This window comes from Bradyrhizobium sp. HKCCYLRH1030, assembly GCF_051168395.1.
In the GTDB taxonomy this organism is placed as follows: domain Bacteria; phylum Pseudomonadota; class Alphaproteobacteria; order Rhizobiales; family Xanthobacteraceae; genus Bradyrhizobium.
The window spans coordinates 96,593-112,310 of the sequence record NZ_JBNPUY010000011.1 but is presented as its reverse complement, the minus strand read 5'-3'; the positions used below and the strand labels follow the sequence as shown (position 1 = coordinate 112,310).

At 66.9% G+C, this 15,718-nt stretch carries 13 protein-coding genes; 8 read left to right on the top strand and 5 right to left on the bottom strand.

What is annotated here, in order from left to right; all coding sequences use genetic code 11:
• Window positions 1-81: 81 nt before the first annotated feature.
• Entirely contained in the window at window positions 82-1,119 is a 1,038-nt protein-coding gene (locus ACQR1E_RS27950; RefSeq protein ID WP_316170741.1) for a magnesium and cobalt transport protein CorA, read from the bottom strand.
• A gap of 257 nt (window positions 1,120-1,376) precedes the next feature.
• Between ACQR1E_RS27950 and ACQR1E_RS27945 the strand changes: the two genes are divergently transcribed.
• On the top strand, window positions 1,377-2,081 hold the full coding sequence (locus ACQR1E_RS27945; RefSeq protein WP_434897833.1) for an SDR family oxidoreductase: 705 nt from the start codon (window positions 1,377-1,379) through the stop codon (window positions 2,079-2,081).
• A 15-nt stretch (window positions 2,082-2,096) separates the two neighbouring features.
• Here the strand turns inward: ACQR1E_RS27945 and ACQR1E_RS27940 are convergent, their stop codons facing one another.
• Entirely contained in the window at window positions 2,097-3,536 is a 1,440-nt protein-coding gene (locus ACQR1E_RS27940; RefSeq protein WP_434897832.1) for a glutamine synthetase family protein, read from the bottom strand.
• A gap of 193 nt (window positions 3,537-3,729) precedes the next feature.
• Entirely contained in the window at window positions 3,730-5,088 is a 1,359-nt protein-coding gene (locus ACQR1E_RS27935) for a Rieske 2Fe-2S domain-containing protein (protein ID WP_434897831.1), read from the bottom strand.
• Window positions 5,089-5,299: 211 nt separating this feature from the next.
• Between ACQR1E_RS27935 and ACQR1E_RS27930 the strand changes: the two genes are divergently transcribed.
• The 3 genes from ACQR1E_RS27930 to ACQR1E_RS27920 all read left to right on the top strand — a co-directional run bounded on the left by ACQR1E_RS27930 (window position 5,300) and on the right by ACQR1E_RS27920 (window position 7,972).
• On the top strand, window positions 5,300-6,100 hold the full coding sequence (locus ACQR1E_RS27930) for an IclR family transcriptional regulator domain-containing protein (protein WP_315751330.1): 801 nt from the start codon (window positions 5,300-5,302) through the stop codon (window positions 6,098-6,100).
• A gap of 827 nt (window positions 6,101-6,927) precedes the next feature.
• Complete coding sequence (locus ACQR1E_RS27925) at window positions 6,928-7,629, top strand: alpha/beta fold hydrolase (protein ID WP_315751328.1); 702 nt, start codon at window positions 6,928-6,930, stop codon at window positions 7,627-7,629.
• Window positions 7,630-7,675: 46 nt separating this feature from the next.
• Complete coding sequence (locus tag ACQR1E_RS27920; protein WP_315751326.1) at window positions 7,676-7,972, top strand: zinc-ribbon domain-containing protein; 297 nt, start codon at window positions 7,676-7,678, stop codon at window positions 7,970-7,972.
• 281 nt (window positions 7,973-8,253) lie between these two features.
• Here ACQR1E_RS27920 and ACQR1E_RS27915 read toward each other — a convergent pair whose 3' ends face one another.
• Window positions 8,254-8,844: a TetR/AcrR family transcriptional regulator gene (locus ACQR1E_RS27915; RefSeq protein ID WP_315751324.1), complete on the bottom strand. Its 591-nt coding sequence runs from the start codon at window positions 8,842-8,844 to the stop codon at window positions 8,254-8,256.
• Between the two features lie 196 nt (window positions 8,845-9,040).
• Between ACQR1E_RS27915 and ACQR1E_RS27910 the strand changes: the two genes are divergently transcribed.
• From ACQR1E_RS27910 to ACQR1E_RS27900, 3 genes are read left to right on the top strand one after another with little or no spacing between them, the layout of a single operon-like run.
• On the top strand, window positions 9,041-9,535 hold the full coding sequence (locus tag ACQR1E_RS27910; RefSeq protein ID WP_315717890.1) for a (2Fe-2S)-binding protein: 495 nt from the start codon (window positions 9,041-9,043) through the stop codon (window positions 9,533-9,535).
• Entirely contained in the window at window positions 9,532-10,590 is a 1,059-nt protein-coding gene (locus ACQR1E_RS27905) for an FAD binding domain-containing protein (RefSeq protein ID WP_434897830.1), read from the top strand. Before ACQR1E_RS27910 ends, ACQR1E_RS27905 begins: the two co-directional genes overlap by 4 nt.
• The gene (locus tag ACQR1E_RS27900; protein WP_434897829.1) at window positions 10,580-12,844 is read left to right on the top strand and encodes a xanthine dehydrogenase family protein molybdopterin-binding subunit; all 2,265 of its coding nucleotides are present in this window, start codon (window positions 10,580-10,582) and stop codon (window positions 12,842-12,844) included. The genes ACQR1E_RS27905 and ACQR1E_RS27900 overlap by 11 nt, the downstream gene beginning before the upstream one ends.
• An 81-nt stretch (window positions 12,845-12,925) precedes the next feature.
• On the opposite strand, the gene ACQR1E_RS27895 is transcribed toward ACQR1E_RS27900, so the two are convergent.
• On the bottom strand, window positions 12,926-14,914 hold the full coding sequence (locus ACQR1E_RS27895) for a methyl-accepting chemotaxis protein (RefSeq protein WP_315751316.1): 1,989 nt from the start codon (window positions 14,912-14,914) through the stop codon (window positions 12,926-12,928).
• A gap of 286 nt (window positions 14,915-15,200) precedes the next feature.
• On the opposite strand from ACQR1E_RS27895, the gene ACQR1E_RS27890 reads away from it, so the two are divergent.
• Window positions 15,201-15,512 (top strand): hypothetical protein, encoded by a 312-nt coding sequence (locus tag ACQR1E_RS27890; RefSeq protein WP_315717894.1) that lies wholly within the window; start codon window positions 15,201-15,203, stop codon window positions 15,510-15,512.
• Window positions 15,513-15,718: the final 206 nt, after the last annotated feature.

Below are 15,718 nucleotides of genomic sequence, written 5' to 3'. Positions count from 1 at the left end.
CAGGGGATTTGGAGCAACGCCTTCGCGCCGCTCGCAAGTGGCTGAACCCGCTTCGCGAGCAGGGACCGACGGCCCCTCCCCTCACAGCCATCCGCGCCGGTGGAACTGCCAGTACAGCACGCTGCACACGGTGGCGATGAAGCCCAGCACGGCGTAGTAGCCGTATTGCCATTTCAGCTCCGGCATGTGCTCGAAGTTCATGCCGTAGATGCCGGCGACGGCCGTCGGCACCGCGAGGATCGCGGCCCAGGCCGTGAGCCGACGGGCGATGTCGGTCTGCTGCGCCTGGCCGGCCATCATGCTGGCCTCGAACACGAAGGCGAGGATCTCGCGCAAGGAATCCGCATCCTCCTCGGCGCGCTTGGCGTGGTCGAGCACGTCGCGAAACAGCGGCGCCATCTCGGCGTCGATCGCGACGTTGTCGACATGCTCGAGCCGCTTGCAGACGTCGACCACGGGGCCGACGGCGCGGCGCAGCCGCAGCAGGTCGCGCCGCAGGCGATACAGAAGGTCGACCTCGTGGCGCGCGAGCGGCCGCTGCAGCACCACCTCCTCCAGCGTCTCGACCTCGGCCATGATGCTCTCGGTCACCGGCCGGTAGTTGTCGACGATGAAATCGAGGATCGCATAGAGGATGTAGTCCTCGCCCTTGGCGAGCGAGCCCGGACAGCTCTCGCAGCGCTCGCGCACCGCGCCATAGGAGGTCGAGGCGCCGTGGCGCACCGAGACCACGAAGCCGGGGCCGACAAAGATGTGGGTCTCGCCGAACACGATGTGCTCCTTGACGAGCTGCGCGGTGCGGGCGACGACGAACAGCGCATCGCCGTAGCGCTCGACCTTGGGCTGCTGATGCGCCTTCGACGCATCCTCGATCGCGAGCTCGTGCAGCCCGAACTGATCCGCGACGCGCTGCAGCAGCGCCGCATCAGGCTCATGCAGCCCGATCCATACGACATGACCCGGCCGCCTGCTCCAGGCGCCGGCCTCCTCGATCGCGATGTCGGCGACGCGGCGGCCATCGGCATAGGCGCCAGCCGCAACCACGCCGGGCTCGCGCGACGCGCCGCGAACCTGAACGGCCGGTGTATCGGCCGGTGTCTGCGTCGTCACGTGGCGCATCGTGCCTCCCTGCTGTCCGGTCTCAACGGATCCACGCGGTGGCGCGTTCCCGTTGCACCGGCCTGTTTCCGATTTTCGGCGCGTTGCAGCCGCCGGTCAAGCAACGCGCCGGATCAGATCGGTGCCGATACGGCTTGTTGATGATCTGTCGCTCGCCGTCATGGCGACCGGCGCGTTCCTGTGTTTTGCTCGACGCCACCGGGAGAACAGCGCTACATGATCGCCGTCGTCATCCGTGAAAGGCAGGAGTCATCGTCATGGCCACACAACGTGTCGCACTGGTCACCGCGGGCGGCAGCGGCATGGGCGCAGCGGCCGCGCGCCGGCTTGCCGCTGATGGATTCCACGTCGCGATCCTGTCGTCGTCGGGCAAGGGCGAGGCGCTGGCGGCCGAGCTCGGCGGCCTCGGCATCACCGGCTCCAACACGTCCAGCGACGATCTGAAACGCCTCGTCGACGGCGCGATGGACCGCTGGGGCCACATCGATGTGCTCGTCAACAGCGCCGGCCACGGCCCGCGAGCGCCGATCCTGGAGCTGACCGACGAGCAGTGGCACACGGGCCTCGATACCTATCTGCTGAACGTCATCCGCCCGACACGCCTGGTGACACCGGTCATGCAGGCGCATAAGGGCGGCGCGATCATCAACATCTCGACCGCCTGGACCTTCGAACCGTCTTCGATGTTCCCGACCTCGGCGGTGTTCCGCGCCGGGCTCGCATCCTTCACCAAGATCTTCACCGACACCTACGCGGCCGACAACATCCGCATGAACAACGTGCTGCCGGGCTGGATCGACAGCCTGCCGGCGACGGAGGAGCGCCGTAAGACGGTGCCGATGGGCCGCTACGGCAAGTCCGAGGAGATCGCCGCGACCATCGCCTTCCTGGCCTCCGAGGGTGCCGCCTACATCACCGGCCAGAACATCCGCGTCGACGGCGGGCTGACGCGCAGCGTGTGAGGGGCCACCGCGCCGTCAGAACATCTCGAAATATTCGCGCTGCTCCCAGTCGGAGACCTCCTGCTGGAAGCGCTCGAACTCGGCGTTCTTGATGAAGGTGTAGTAGTCGATGAAGGTCGAACCGAACGCCTCGCGGAAGAACGCGTCGTCCTTCAGCGCATCCACCGCCTCGCGCAACGATTTCGGCAGCAGGCTCGCCTTGGTCTCATAGGGCACATCCGCCGACGGTCCCGGATCGAGCTTGCGGTCGATGCCGTCGAGGCCGGCTGATATCTGCGAGGCCATGTAGAGATAGGGATTGGCGGCCGGCTCGCCGATGCGGTTCTCCAGCCGGGTGGCGCGATCGCCGGGGCCGCCGAGCACGCGGATCATGACGCCTCTGTTGTCGCGGCCCCAGATCGCGCGGTCCGGCGCCAGCGAATAGGCGCGGTAGCGCCGGTAGCCGTTGATCGTCGGCGTCGAAAACAGTGCGGAGGCGCGCGCATGCGCGAGCAGACCCGCCATGTAGTGGCGGCCGAGCGCGGACAGACCTTCGGCATCCTCCGTCATGAAGGCGTTGCTGCCGTCGCGCGCCACCAGCGACTGGTGCAGATGCCAGCCCGACGACATCACGTTGGGGATGCGCGGCCGGCACATGAAGGTGGCGTGATAGCCGTGGCGCTGGCAGATCTGCTTCACGGCGCTGCGGAACAGCACCATCGTATCCGCAGGCGCCAGCCCGATGCCCGGCTGCAGCACGAATTCGCACTGGCTCGGCCCGTATTCGAGCTCGATCGAGCGCAACGGCAGGCCCAGCGCGACGAGGTTCGCCCGGATGATCTCGAGCGCCGGCTCCATCTGATCGAAGCGCTGCTCGGTGAGATATTGATAGCCCTGGGTCAGCAGGCTGACCGTCGGCGGCACGCCGGGCTGACCGGGCGAGCCGGCATCACCGGGCGCGAGCCTGGGATCCTCGACCTTGAAGATGTGGCACTCGACCTCGAGGCCGGCCATGAACTGATAGCCACGCTGTTCGAGCGTCGCCAATGCCGACCGATAGAGATTGCGCGTGGCGAACGGGACCGGAGCACCGTTGGCGAAATACAGATCACACAGCACCCAGCCGGTGCCGGGCGCCCAGGGCAGCACCCGGAACGTGGTCGGATCGGCCACCATCAGCGCGTCGCTGCCGCCCTGCATCTCGGCCATGCCGAAGCCGCCGCCGGCGGTGAACACCGGAAACACGGTGCGATGCGAGGTGTCCTTGGCGAGCAGGGTCGTCGTGATCGAGCAGCCGTCCTCGAGCGAGGACAAAGCAGCATCGACAGTGAGTGTCTTGCCGCGCAGGATGCCATGCTGGTCCGGGAACGAGAAGCGGATGGTGGTGAGGCCGTGCTCCTCAGCGAGGCGGCGCATGCGCATTGCGGCCTCGGCCTGCTCGACGCTCCACAACTGATGCTTGTCGACGAAACTCAACGATGGCTCCTCGAATCGTAGGACGGGCAAAGGCGCGTTCGCGGCGCTGCCTCCGCTGTTGCGCCGGTGGACACTGCGAACGCGACGCGCGCACCGCCGCGACGGTGCGCGTGAATGGTGGGCGCGCCGTCGGACGGCACGCTGCGCCGGTCCGCCGGCTTTGCCCACCCTACGGCAGCTCGGAGCAAAGGAGCTACTCCGCCGCGCTCAGATGCGGGGCCCGCCGCACGATATCCGCGGGCACCGGCGGGGCCCAGGGGGCGTTGCGGCGGCGGCGGACGTCGACTTCCATCCAATAGGTCTCCCAGCCGCGCGTCGGACCGATGCCGTCCATCGTCGCCGGGCCCTGCACGCTGCGGGCCTCAGCGTCATCGAGGAACAGCATCGGCGGCTCGCCGCTCGCGACCTTCTCGATCTGCTCGCGCAGCAGCCGGCGATATTGGATGATCGCCTTGTCGGATTGGCCCAGATGCTCGCGGGTGCGGTCCTGGATCCGGCCCATCGACTCCACCGCCCACTGGTCGTGCACGTTGATGTCGTTGCCCATGCCGGTGTAGGTCGCGGTCGCCTGCTCCCGTGGATCGAAGCCGTAGTCGTTGCTCTTGTTCTTGCGCGAGCGATAGTCGGGCAGCTCATAGAGCTCGAGCCGCTGCGCCCGCATCTTCGCCCGGTCGACCGGCGCGCCATAGCTGGTGAAGATCGCGTACCAATAGCAGCTCTCGTCATCGACCGGCACGTGCCACTGCGTGATCGTCATCTCCGTGCTCATCGGAATCACGAAGGCATGCGGGAACAGCTGATTGGTGACGCGCACGTGGGTGCGTTCGGCATCGATCTCACGCAGCGCGATGATGCGCAGGCCGTATTCGGTCCCCTCGACATTGATGATCGGACGATCGTATTCGCGCAGCACCTTGGTCATCGGCAGCTCGCTGTCGGCGGAGGCGCCGCGGAACTGCTTGCCATAGGCGGTCGACGTATCCTCGTCCTCGAAGAAGCGGTGCAGGAACGAGGCATGCGCGGGGTCGATGCCGACCTCCAGCGCTTGCAGCCAGTTGCACTCGATCAGGCCCTTGAAGGCGAAGGTGTAGGCGTCTGGCGCGGTGAAGCAGTCGAGATCCGGGAACGCCGGGGCGGCGCCCTCGCCCAGCCAGGCCCAGAGGATGCCGCCCTTCTCGACCACGGGATAGGCGCGCTGCTTGACGTTCTTGCACAGCGGCGAGCCCGCCGGTTCGGCCGGCGTCTCCAGACAATTGCCGTCGGCGTCGAACAGCCAGCCATGGAAGGCGCAACGCAACCCGCCGTTCTCCAGCCGTCCGAAGGCGAGATCTGCGCCGCGATGCGGACAATCGCGATCAAGTAGTCCGTAGCGGCCCTGCGCATCCTTGAAGAGCACGAAGTCCTGGCCGAGCAGCTTCACCGCGCGCACCGGCCGCTCGCCCACGAGCTCATCGACCAGCGCGGCCGGCTGCCAGTACATCCTCATTAGTTTACCGGCGGGCGCGCCGGGTCCGACGCGCGTGATCAGGTCGTTCTGCTCCTGGCTCATCATGATGGCCGTCTCTCCTGTTCCGTCGCAAGTCGGGCGTTGAGCGTCACGCGATCATCTAATAATGTTCGCTAGACGAACACATGTTCGCCCAGATTAGATTCGCTTTAAGTGGGGAGAAGCGCAAGTGAAAAAGCTACAACCGAAGCCGAGGGGCCAACGGACTGCAGCTTCACTGCGGCCGAAAACAACAACAGCGGATCATGTCAGGCCGATGCCGAAACTGAAGCGCACTGATGAGGAGAAGAAGCAGGCTCGGGGCGACGGCCCCGAGTTCGTGGAAGCGCTCGATCGCGGCCTGCGGGTGATACAAGCCTTCAGCCGCGAGGGCCGGCCGATGACGCTGAGCAAGGCCGCGGAACTCACCGGCCTCGCCCGCGCCACGGTGCGACGGATTCTGCTGACCCTGAAGGCCTCCGGCTTCGTCCATGGCGACGACCGGCTGTTCTCGCTGACGCCGCGCGTGCTGCTGCTGGCCTCCAGCTATCTCGCCTCCAACCAGATCAACAGCGTGATGCAGCCGTTGATGGACAGCATGGCCGGCGAGGCGCGCGAGGTCTGCTCGCTCGCCGTCCTCGACGGCGAGTCGGTCGTCTTCATCGCGCGCGCGACCTCGACGCGGATGTTCTCGACCGGGCTCGAAATCGGCTATCGGCTGCCGGCGTTCTGCACGTCGGTCGGCCGCGTGTTGCTGAGCCGGATGCCGGACGATCAGTTGCGCCAGGCCGTCGAGCGCATGACTCTGACCGAGATGACGCCGCAGACGATCACCGACAAGGAAGCATTGCTCGCGTCGATCATCGCCGTCCGCGACGACGGTTACTCGCTCGTCGACGGTGAGGCGGAGCAGGGTTTCCGCTCGATTTCAGTGCCGATTCGCCGATATGACGGCGGCATCATCGCCGCCGCCAACATCGGCGGCCACGTCGATCGCATCGGCGTCGACGAGATGAAGGAGCGCTTCCTGCCGCTGCTGAAGAAGCTCGCGGCGACGGCGCAGCCTCTGCTCGTCTGATCGTCGGGGAGAGGCCTCGGCCGCCGGCGCGCGCTGGCTCTCGCTCGCGCATCAGGTCACGCCACCGCAACCTTCGCATCGAACTCGCGTCGCATCGAACTCGCGGCCACGAGCGCCGCTGCTCCATCCGGCAGCGACATCGCCGGGAGGCATCGTCGCGCCGCTGATCGAGCACGTCGTCCCGCCCCTCGCTGCATCGCGGATCGGCGCACTCGCCGTTCTCGTGAGAGCCGGACTTCGCGCGACACTCGTTCCGATGTCATCACCGACAGCGCGGTGCTACCAACTTATCTCCGCAGCAGCACGAGAGAGCCGGCCATCGCCGGCCACGTGAAGTTACCGGCCGCGCGAACTAATCGTTGTGGTCGCAGGCCTTGCGACGCCGCGGCCCACGCCCATTACGTGATATTATCGTGACGCCCGACCCTGTTTGCCACGATTGATGGTCCGTCCAGGTATCATCGCGCTGCATGCGATGGTGGCATGATCCGGAGCGGAAGTAGTTCGATCTCCGATCTCACGCGCGAATTGCGGACGACGCCACCAGATTGCCGCGAATGGCGCCGCAATCACGAAAGCCGAAGGCGCCGCGGCCCAAGCAGCATCGCGGGCAACCCGATCACCGCGATCATCCGACCGGCCCCCCCGCTGCCGCGAAGAGGCGCAGGAGGAGCCAGGACTCGGCTGGGGACGAGGTTGTCGGCCTGGGGCGGCGGGCGCGAGCCGCAGCACATCGTTGGACATCGGCCGCTTCTCGCGCGTAAATGGCATGCCGGGCGGACAACACCCGGACCTGCAGGTGAATGCCGTTTCCGGGGGGAAGACCCATGACTGATGCGCTGCCGCTCGTGCTGGTGCCTGGCCTGATCTCGTCGCCCCGCATCTATGCGCCTGTCATCCCGGCGCTGTGGCGGCTCGGGCCGGTGATGGTGGCCAACCACATCCGCGATGACAGCATGGCCGCGATCGCGCGCCGCATCCTGGCCGAGGCGCCGCCGCGCTTCGCGCTCGCGGGACATTCGATGGGCGGCTACATCGCGCTCGAGATCATGCGCCAGGCGCCAGAACGCGTGGGTCGGCTGGCGCTGATCAACACCCAGGCGCGGCCCGACACGCCGGAGGCGAGCGCCCGCCGCCGCACCATGATCACCCGCGCCAAGGAGGGCGACTATCACGGCGTGGTCGACGAGCTGTTCTCGGGCTTCGTGCATCCGTCGCGCCAGGATGATCCGCGGCTGCGCCAGCTCGTGCACGACATGGCCGAGGAGGTCGGCGTCATCGGCTTCATCCGGCAGCTGACGGCCATCATGTCGCGTCCGGACTCGCGGCCGACCTTGACCGCGATCCGCTGCCCGACCCTGGTGCTGACCGGCGACACCGACAACACCATCCCGAACAGCCTGTCGAAGGAAATGGCCGACGGCATCGACGGCAGCTGGCTGGTCGTGCTGGAGAATTGCGGTCACCTGCCGCAGCCCGAGCAGCCGGAGGAAACGGCGCAGGCGCTGATGGAATGGTTGCGGGGGTGAGATGGCCATCACAGTATATTGCTGGCGTTGTGGCATCGAGGTGCCCATGCTCGATGAGAAGGAGTGGGTGGAGATCGAGCCTCTCCTGAGGAAACCGATCGACGACATCAAAGACTACCGGCGGTTGAATGAATGTACTCTCGGGCAAGCCGCCGCTGCGGTCGATAGCAAAGCGGGCGTGCTGCAGCGCTACCGTGAACTGACCGGCTTTGACGAGACGAATGCCCTTGCGATCTGGCACCATCGACGAAGTGATTTCGGTCCGGCGTGCACGTCGTGTGGAAAGCCGTTGAGAACACCCCGCGCGAAATTCTGCGCCGCCTGCGGGACGCCGGTTTCATAGCATCACCCCACGCCAACTTCGTCATTCCGGGGCATTCGCGCAGCGAATGAGCCCGGAATCCATACTCACAGGTCTTGGTTGTGGAGCGAGAGGGCCGTACAGAGGCACTGCGAATTTCAGCAACAGAACGTGGTTATGGATTCCGGGCTCGCGCTTCGCGCGCCCCGGAATGACGATGGAGGGAGCATCCGGATCTACGGAGTATCGCCCGGACGAGAGTGCCGTCGGACGTGTCGGCCCGGGCAAGTCAATGAGCGGCTAATACGCAGCGTGAGGCAATCTCACGCCCGCCCCTTCCCCACCCGCAGCCCATCCACGAACACATCCAACAGCCGCAGCACGCTCTGCTGCCAGCCGGTCTGGTCGTGCATGTAGCACATGCCGATCAGCGCGCGCAGGACGTCGTCGGCGCTGATGTCGCTGCGGATCTCGCCGGCCGCGACGGCACGCGCCAGCAGCGCGCCGATCGAGCGGGTGAGGTGGCCGTGCGAATAGGCCGCGAGCTCAGAGTTCGCGTTCATGACGATCGCGAGCGCGGCCATCATGCCCTTCTTGGTGGCGACGAACTGCACCGTCGAGCGCAGCCAGCGGCGGAGCGCCTCGACCGCCGACTGCTCGCTCTTCAGCTCTTCCGCAAGCTCGGCGAGCTGCTCGACCTCGCGCCGGTACACCGCTTCGAACAGATCCTCGCGGGTGGGGAAATGGCGATACAGCGTGCCGATGCCGACGCCGGCCTGGCGCGCCACCGCCTCCAGGCTGGCCTCGGCGCCGCCGACGCTGAACACCGCCTTGGCCGCCTCGAGCACGCGCTCGCGATTGCGCTGCGCATCGGCGCGCGGCTTGCGATGGCGGTCTTGTGGTTTCGTCTCCATCTCACCAGCTCTTGATGACGGACCGTTCATGTCCCCTTGCTAAACGGAGGAACCCTCCGTATAAATAGACCTGCCACCCGGGACAGCCAACCTTCCTCAGCTGTCGTCCCGCGGTCGCTGGATCTGGACGGACATTCGCCCGTAAGGCGGTGTCCGCTGCGATCCGATTAGGCCATCGCTTCGATCGGAACAACGCATGAATTGGACTGTCAGACTCACCGTCAACGGTGAGCCGCGAACGCTTGCGCTCGACGACCCCAGGGTCACCCTGCTCGACCTGCTGCGCGAGCGCCTCCACCTCACCGGCACCAAGAAGGGCTGCGACCGCGGCCAGTGCGGCGCCTGCACCGTCCTGGTCGACGGCCGCCGCATCAATTCCTGCCTGACGCTGGCCGTCAGCCTCGACGGCGCGGCGATCACCACCATCGAAGGACTCGCTCAAGGCGACCAGCTCCATCCGGTGCAGGTAGCTTTCATCGCCCACGATGCCCTGCAATGCGGCTTCTGCACGCCCGGCCAGATCATGAGCGCGGTCGGGCTCATCAACGAAGGTCACGCCGGCGGCGATCCGGAGCGCGTGCGCGAAGGCATGAGCGGCAATCTGTGCCGCTGCAGCGCCTATGTCGGCATCGTCGAGGCGGTGCTCGACGCCCAGGCGACGCTCGCCGAGGACAAGGAGCGCGCGGCATGAACCGGTTCGACTATGTGAAGCCGTCGACGGTCGCGGAGGCGGTCGCAGCGGCCAGCGCGCCCGGTGCGGCCTATCTCGCTTCGGGCACCAACCTGCTCGATCTGATGAAGGGCAATGTCATCAGGCCGGCGCGGCTCGTCGACATCTCGCAGATCAAGGAGCTGACGCGGATCGAGACTTCAGGCAATGGCGACGTCCGGATCGGCGCGCTGGTGCGCAATGCGGACCTTGCGCATGACGCGGCCTTCGCGTGCGATTTCCCGGCGGTCGCCGAAGCGCTGCTGTCGGGCGCCTCGGCACAGTTGCGCAATGCGGCCACCGTCGGCGGCAATCTGCTGCAGCGGACACGCTGCGCGTATTTCTATGATCCGGCCTCGGCCTGCAACAAACGCACGCCCGGCGCGGGCTGCGACGCGCGCGGGGGCGACACCCATCAGCACGCCGTGCTCGGCTGGAGCGAGGCCTGCATCGCCACCAACCCCTCAGACTTCTGCGTGCCGCTCGCCGCGCTCGATGCGATCGTCGAGATCGAAGGCGGCTCCGGCCGGCGCGAGGTCGCGCTGGAGGCGCTGCATCTGCTCCCCGGCACCACGCCGGAGCGCGAGACCGTGCTCGCGCCGGGCGAGATGATCGTCGCGGTCCGGCTGCCCGCGGCGGCGCGGGCGTTCGCAAGGCACGCGCGCTATCTGAAGGTGCGCGAGCGCAATTCCTATGCGTTCGCCGTCGTCTCCGCCGCGGCCGGTCTCGTGATCGAGAACGGCGCAATCAAGCACGCACGTCTGGCGCTCGGCGGCGTCGCTGCCAAGCCGTGGCGCGCCCACCAGGCCGAAGCACTGCTCGCAGGCCAGCCGGCTATGCCGCACACATTCCAGCAGGCTGCCGACATCGCGCTGCGCGATGCAAAGCCATCCGGCGACAACGCCCACAAGATCCCTCTCGCGCGCAGCCTGATCATGCGCGCGCTTGCCGCCGCTGCGCAAGGCACGCCGTCGCGCGTGCCGGCGCTGCCGGCCTCTCCCTTCTCCGCCGTTCCAGGAGCACTTCATGACGCCTGAGCTCAATCTCTCCCGCGATCCCGCCCATGTCAGACACGGCTCCAACATCGGCCAGCCGCTGTCGCGCGTCGATGGCCGTGCCAAGGTCACCGGCACGGCGCGCTATGCCGCCGACAACAATCCGCCCGGCCTGCTCTATGCCGTGCTCGCCGTCTCCAGCATCGCGCGCGGCCGCGTCGTCGCGCTCGACGTCGAAGCCGCCAAGGCGCATCCCGGCGTGGTCGAGGTGATGACCTCCGCCAACCGGCCGCCGCTGCACGCCGATCCCGACGGCAAGCCGAACCCGTTCGCATTCCGCTTCGAGGCGCTGCAGAACGACCGTGTGCGCTACGCCAACCAGCCGATCGCGCTGGTCATTGCCGAAAGCCTGGAAGCCGCGACCGAGGGCGCCGCGCTGCTGTCGCCGCGCTACGAGGCCGAGCCGGCCCGCATCGGTCTCGATGCCGCCGACGCCTATGTGCCGCCTGTCGTCGGCATGGGTTTTCCCGCCGAGAGCCATCACGGCGATGTCGAGGCCGCGCTGGCGGGCAGCGACAAGCAGATCACCGCGATCTACGAGACCCCGCCGCATTATCACAACGCAATGGAGCCGCACGCGATCGTCGCCGAGTGGCAGGGCGACAGGCTCATCATCGACACGCCGACCCAGGGCCTGGTGATGATGCGCGGCCGCCTTGCCGAGCTGTTCGGCATCGCGCCTGAGAACATCCTGATCCGCAGCCCCTATCTCGGCGGCGGCTTCGGCGGCAAGGGCCTGATGGCCGGGCCGCAGGTCCTCGGCATTCTCGCCGCCAAGATGGTCGGCCGCCCGGTGAAGCTGGTGGCGCGTCGCGAGCAGCTCTACGGCCCGTTCGGCCATCGCTCGCCGACCCGGCAGACGCTGCAGCTCGGCGCCAGCAGCACCGGACAATTGTCGGCGATCCGTCACCACGCGAGGATCGCGACCTCGAGCTTCGAGGACTTCTACGAAGCGGCGGCGCATGTGACGCACACGCTGTATGCCGCGCCGGCGATCGCGACGACCTATGACGCGGTACGCATGGACACGGGCACGCCGCTGTTCGTGCGCGCCCCCGGAATCGCGCCAGGATCGATCGCGCTGGAGAGCGCCGTCGACGAAATGGCGGAAGCCTGCGGCCTCGATCCGCTCGCCTTCCGGGTCAAGAACTACGCCGAGGTCGAGCCGGCCACGGGCAAACCGTTCTCGTCCAAGGCGCTGCGCGAGTGCTACACGCAAGGCGCCGAGCGGTTCGGCTGGTGGGAGCGGCCGCTGAAGCCGCGGATGATGCGCGACAAGGACGGCTTCCTGGTCGGCTGGGGCATGGGCACGGCGACGTTCCATGCGCTGATGTTCGCGGGCCAGGCCCGCGCGGTGATCCGGCGCGACGGCACCGGCGTCGTCGAGAGCGGCGCGCACGACATGGGCCAGGGCGCCTTGACCGCCTTCGCACAGATCGCGGCAGACTCGCTCGCGCTCGAACTGGACCGGGTGACGTTCAAGGCCGGCACCTCCGACCTGCCGGATGCCGGCATCGCCGGCGGCTCGGCACATACGGCGACGGTCGGTACTGCGATCCACAATGCGGGCGCCGCCGTCATCGCCAGGCTCGCCGAGTTCGCGACATCAGACCAGCGCTCGCCGCTGTTCGGCGCCGGCAACGCCGGCGTGATCGCGCGCAACGGTCGGCTGCTTCGGCGCGACGACGAGGGCCGCGGCGAGAGCTACGCCGACATCCTCGCCCGCGCCGGCCTCGACCAGGTCGAGGGCTCCGGCAGCGGCATGCCGGACCCTGCGGCCAACGAGCAATATGCGATGCATTCACATGGCGCTGTCTTTGCGGAGGTGAAGGTCGATCCCGATCTCGGCCAGGTCAGGGTGACCCGCATGGTCGGCGCATTCGCGGCGGGGCGGATCATCAATCCGAAGCTGGTGAAGAGCCAGCTCGTCGGCGGCATGATCTGGGGCATCTCGCTGGCGCTGCACGAGGAGGCGGTCACCGATCGCCGCACCGGGCGGATCATGAATGCCAATCTCGGCGAGTATCATGTGCCGGTGAATGCCGACGTTCCGGCGATCGAGGCCTTCACGGTCGAGGAGCACGATCCGTTCGTCAACCCGCTCGGGGTCAAGGGCGTCGGCGAGATCGGCATCACCGGCTCTGCCGGGGCGGTCGCCAACGCGGTGGCGCACGCGACCGGCATTCGGATCAGGCGCTTTCCGGTGCGGATCAGCGATCTGGTCTCGCGCCAATGACATTGGCGCGTTGACGAAGCCCGTTCGAAGCAATGCCTCCGTTCTCCTGACCGAGAGCGGAGGCAGGCGACCTCGCTCCGTCTAGGCCGCCTGCCGTGCGAAGGTCCGCCTGAACCATGCCAGGAACGCCTCGCGATTTTGGCCGGGGTCGAACTCGACATGCAGCGCGTCCTTTTCACGGGCGCGAACCCGATACGGCACGCTTCCGTCGAAGCCGCTGAATTCCATGACGCCGCGATCGCCGATGCCCGGCTCGGGGTCGAACCGGAACCAGGCGCCGCCTTCGGAAATGTCCACCAGATCGGCCTTCACCGCGCCCCTGCGATCGTCGACGACCTTGATCGACAGGCTCGACTTCAACCGCGGCGACTGACGGCGATCGGCTTCGGCGGTCGCCGTCCTGACGGCCTTCACCAGCGTGGCACGGAGCGAGGTCAGGCCCGTTGCCACGGAGCCGATGGCGTTGCGCACCTCGGCGGCCCGATCATTGACCATGCCGGCGTCCCTGCCGACATTGCCGATCTTGGACGACACGTCGCGCGCCGCGCTGGCCGATGACTGGACCGAGCGGCTGATCTCCTGGGTCGCCGCGTGCTGCTCCTCCATCGCCGCGGCGATCGAGGCTGCGACCTCGTCGATCTCGGAAATCTGGCTGCCGATGCCTTCGACGACGTCGACGGTCGCCTGCGTGGTGGTCTGCACCTCGCCGATCAGGCGCGAGATCTCCTCGGTCGATTTGGCGGTCTGATCCGACAGCGACTTGACCTCGGCCGCAACCACGGCAAAGCCGCGACCGGCATCGCCGGCGCGCGCGGCCTCGATGGTGGCATTGAGCGCCAAAAGGTTGGTCTGCTCGGCAATGCCGCCGATCAGGTTGGAGACCTCGGCGATCTTGTCCACGGCCGTGGACAAGGAGAGCATCGTGTTCTTCGCCTTCTCGCGCTCGGTCACCGCCGATTTGGTGATCGTGCTGGCGCGCGCCACCTGGCTCGAGATCTCGCGGATCGCCGAGCTCAGTTGCTCGGCTGCCGACGAGACCGTCTGGGCATTGGAGAGCGACTTCTCCGAGGCTGCGGCCACCGATTGCGCATCGGTCGACAGTTCCTCGGCCAGTTTCGAGAGGCCTGCGGCGACGGCCTCGACCTGGCGCGATGCGCCGGCCGCAGCTTCGACGGACGTCTCGGTCTCGCGCTCGATCACGTCGGCCATGTCGAGCATGGCGCGCTTCTTATGCTCCTCGGCGGCCGCACGATCGCGCTCCTGCCTGTCGCGGAGGCTCGCGTTCTCGAGCGCGTTGGTCTTGAAGATGCTCAGCGCGCCCGCCATCGCGCCGATCTCATCGCCGCGTTCCGAATAGGAAATGTCGGCCGACAGATCGCCCTCGGCGATCCGCCGCATCAGCCCGGTCATGCGCGACAGCGGACGGACGACGCCGATCACCAGCCCCGACATGCCGGCGACGACCAGAGCCAGAACGATGCCGGACACGGTCCACACAATGATGGAGATGCTGCGATCCTGGGTCGCCGCCGTCGCCTCCATGTCCGAATTCAGCTTGTTCGCCTTGTCGACCAGCGTATCGATCACCGCGCGGTGGGCGGCGTAGGCTTCGGCCAGCCGGGCATAGGCGGCATCGGCCTTCGCCATGTCGCCGGAGCGCAGCGCCGGGATCAACTCGGCCTCCAGGGCCTGCCAGAATTTCCGGACCTCGCCGTCCGATCGTTCGACCAGCAGCGATTTCAGATCGGACTGCAGCGCCGAGCCGGTCCAGAACGTCTTGCGATCCTCATAGTCCTTCTTCAGTTGCGCCAGCTTCGTGACGTGCGTGTCGAGATCGTTCGGCGTCCGGAGTGCGAGGGTCGCCTCGAGATAGGCCTCGAGCACATATTCAGGTGGCGGCAGGATGTCGGCCACCAGATCATTGCCGAGCTTGATCTTGTCGTAGAGGGGCCCGCCGACCTTGAGCTCGCGAAGCGCATAGGCGCTGGTCAGCACGACCGCACCGAAGCCGAGTGCGAGCACAAGGCCAAAAGCCGCAATGAACGTGGAAATGGAGAGACGCATCTTCATGTCGGCGGCACATTCGCTGGAGGGTGGACTGCACCCGCCGTCGCCCCGCCGGAGCCCTCTCCGCTCGCTTGCATGGAGCTGGTCCGTCCGGAACGACCGGCATCGAGTCGTTAATTTGATCCAGCGTGCACAACCTTTTCTCAGGGAAGGTAAATTTCCGCCTCCGTAGAAATGCGGTCCAGCCCGTTTCGGCCGAGGATGCAGGCGCTCCTCCCACTATGACCTGGCGCAAGGCGGCGGGAGGCGGATCTGCGAACATTCATGCATCGTCGCTTCAGGAGCCACCATGTCGAAACCCATCCCGGACAAGGCCGAGATCGCGCTCGAATATCCCGACAAGTTCTATGCCGGCACGTTCGAGCATTCCTCGCGGTTCGAAGCCCATCTCGAATCATCCGGCCTGGCATTGACCCTGGAGCGGCCCGGCCCAGAGGACGTCCGCAAGTCGATCCATATGCACCTGAACTTCGGACTGCTCGCCGCGATTCTGCACGAGCTCGCCGCCGGCATCGCTTCGATGCCCAAGGACGACATCGTTCATCGCGAGCAGCTGCGCGACGCAGTCGCGGCTCTGCATCGAGCTCTTAACGCGCCTTAACCGGTTGTGCCGCGGCGGCACAAAGGGGCCCGGCGTTAACTCCCGGTTCAGCCTTCGTTAGTGCATTACTAACTACGCCAGAACCTTTGCCCGGAGAAGGTCGGGTTGGAGGCCGGTGTGCTGCGGGAGTGACAGCATTTTATTCAAAAGCGATCTATCTCCGATGCATCGACGGCGCGCGATGCGCGAGCCTTGTTAGTTGAGTA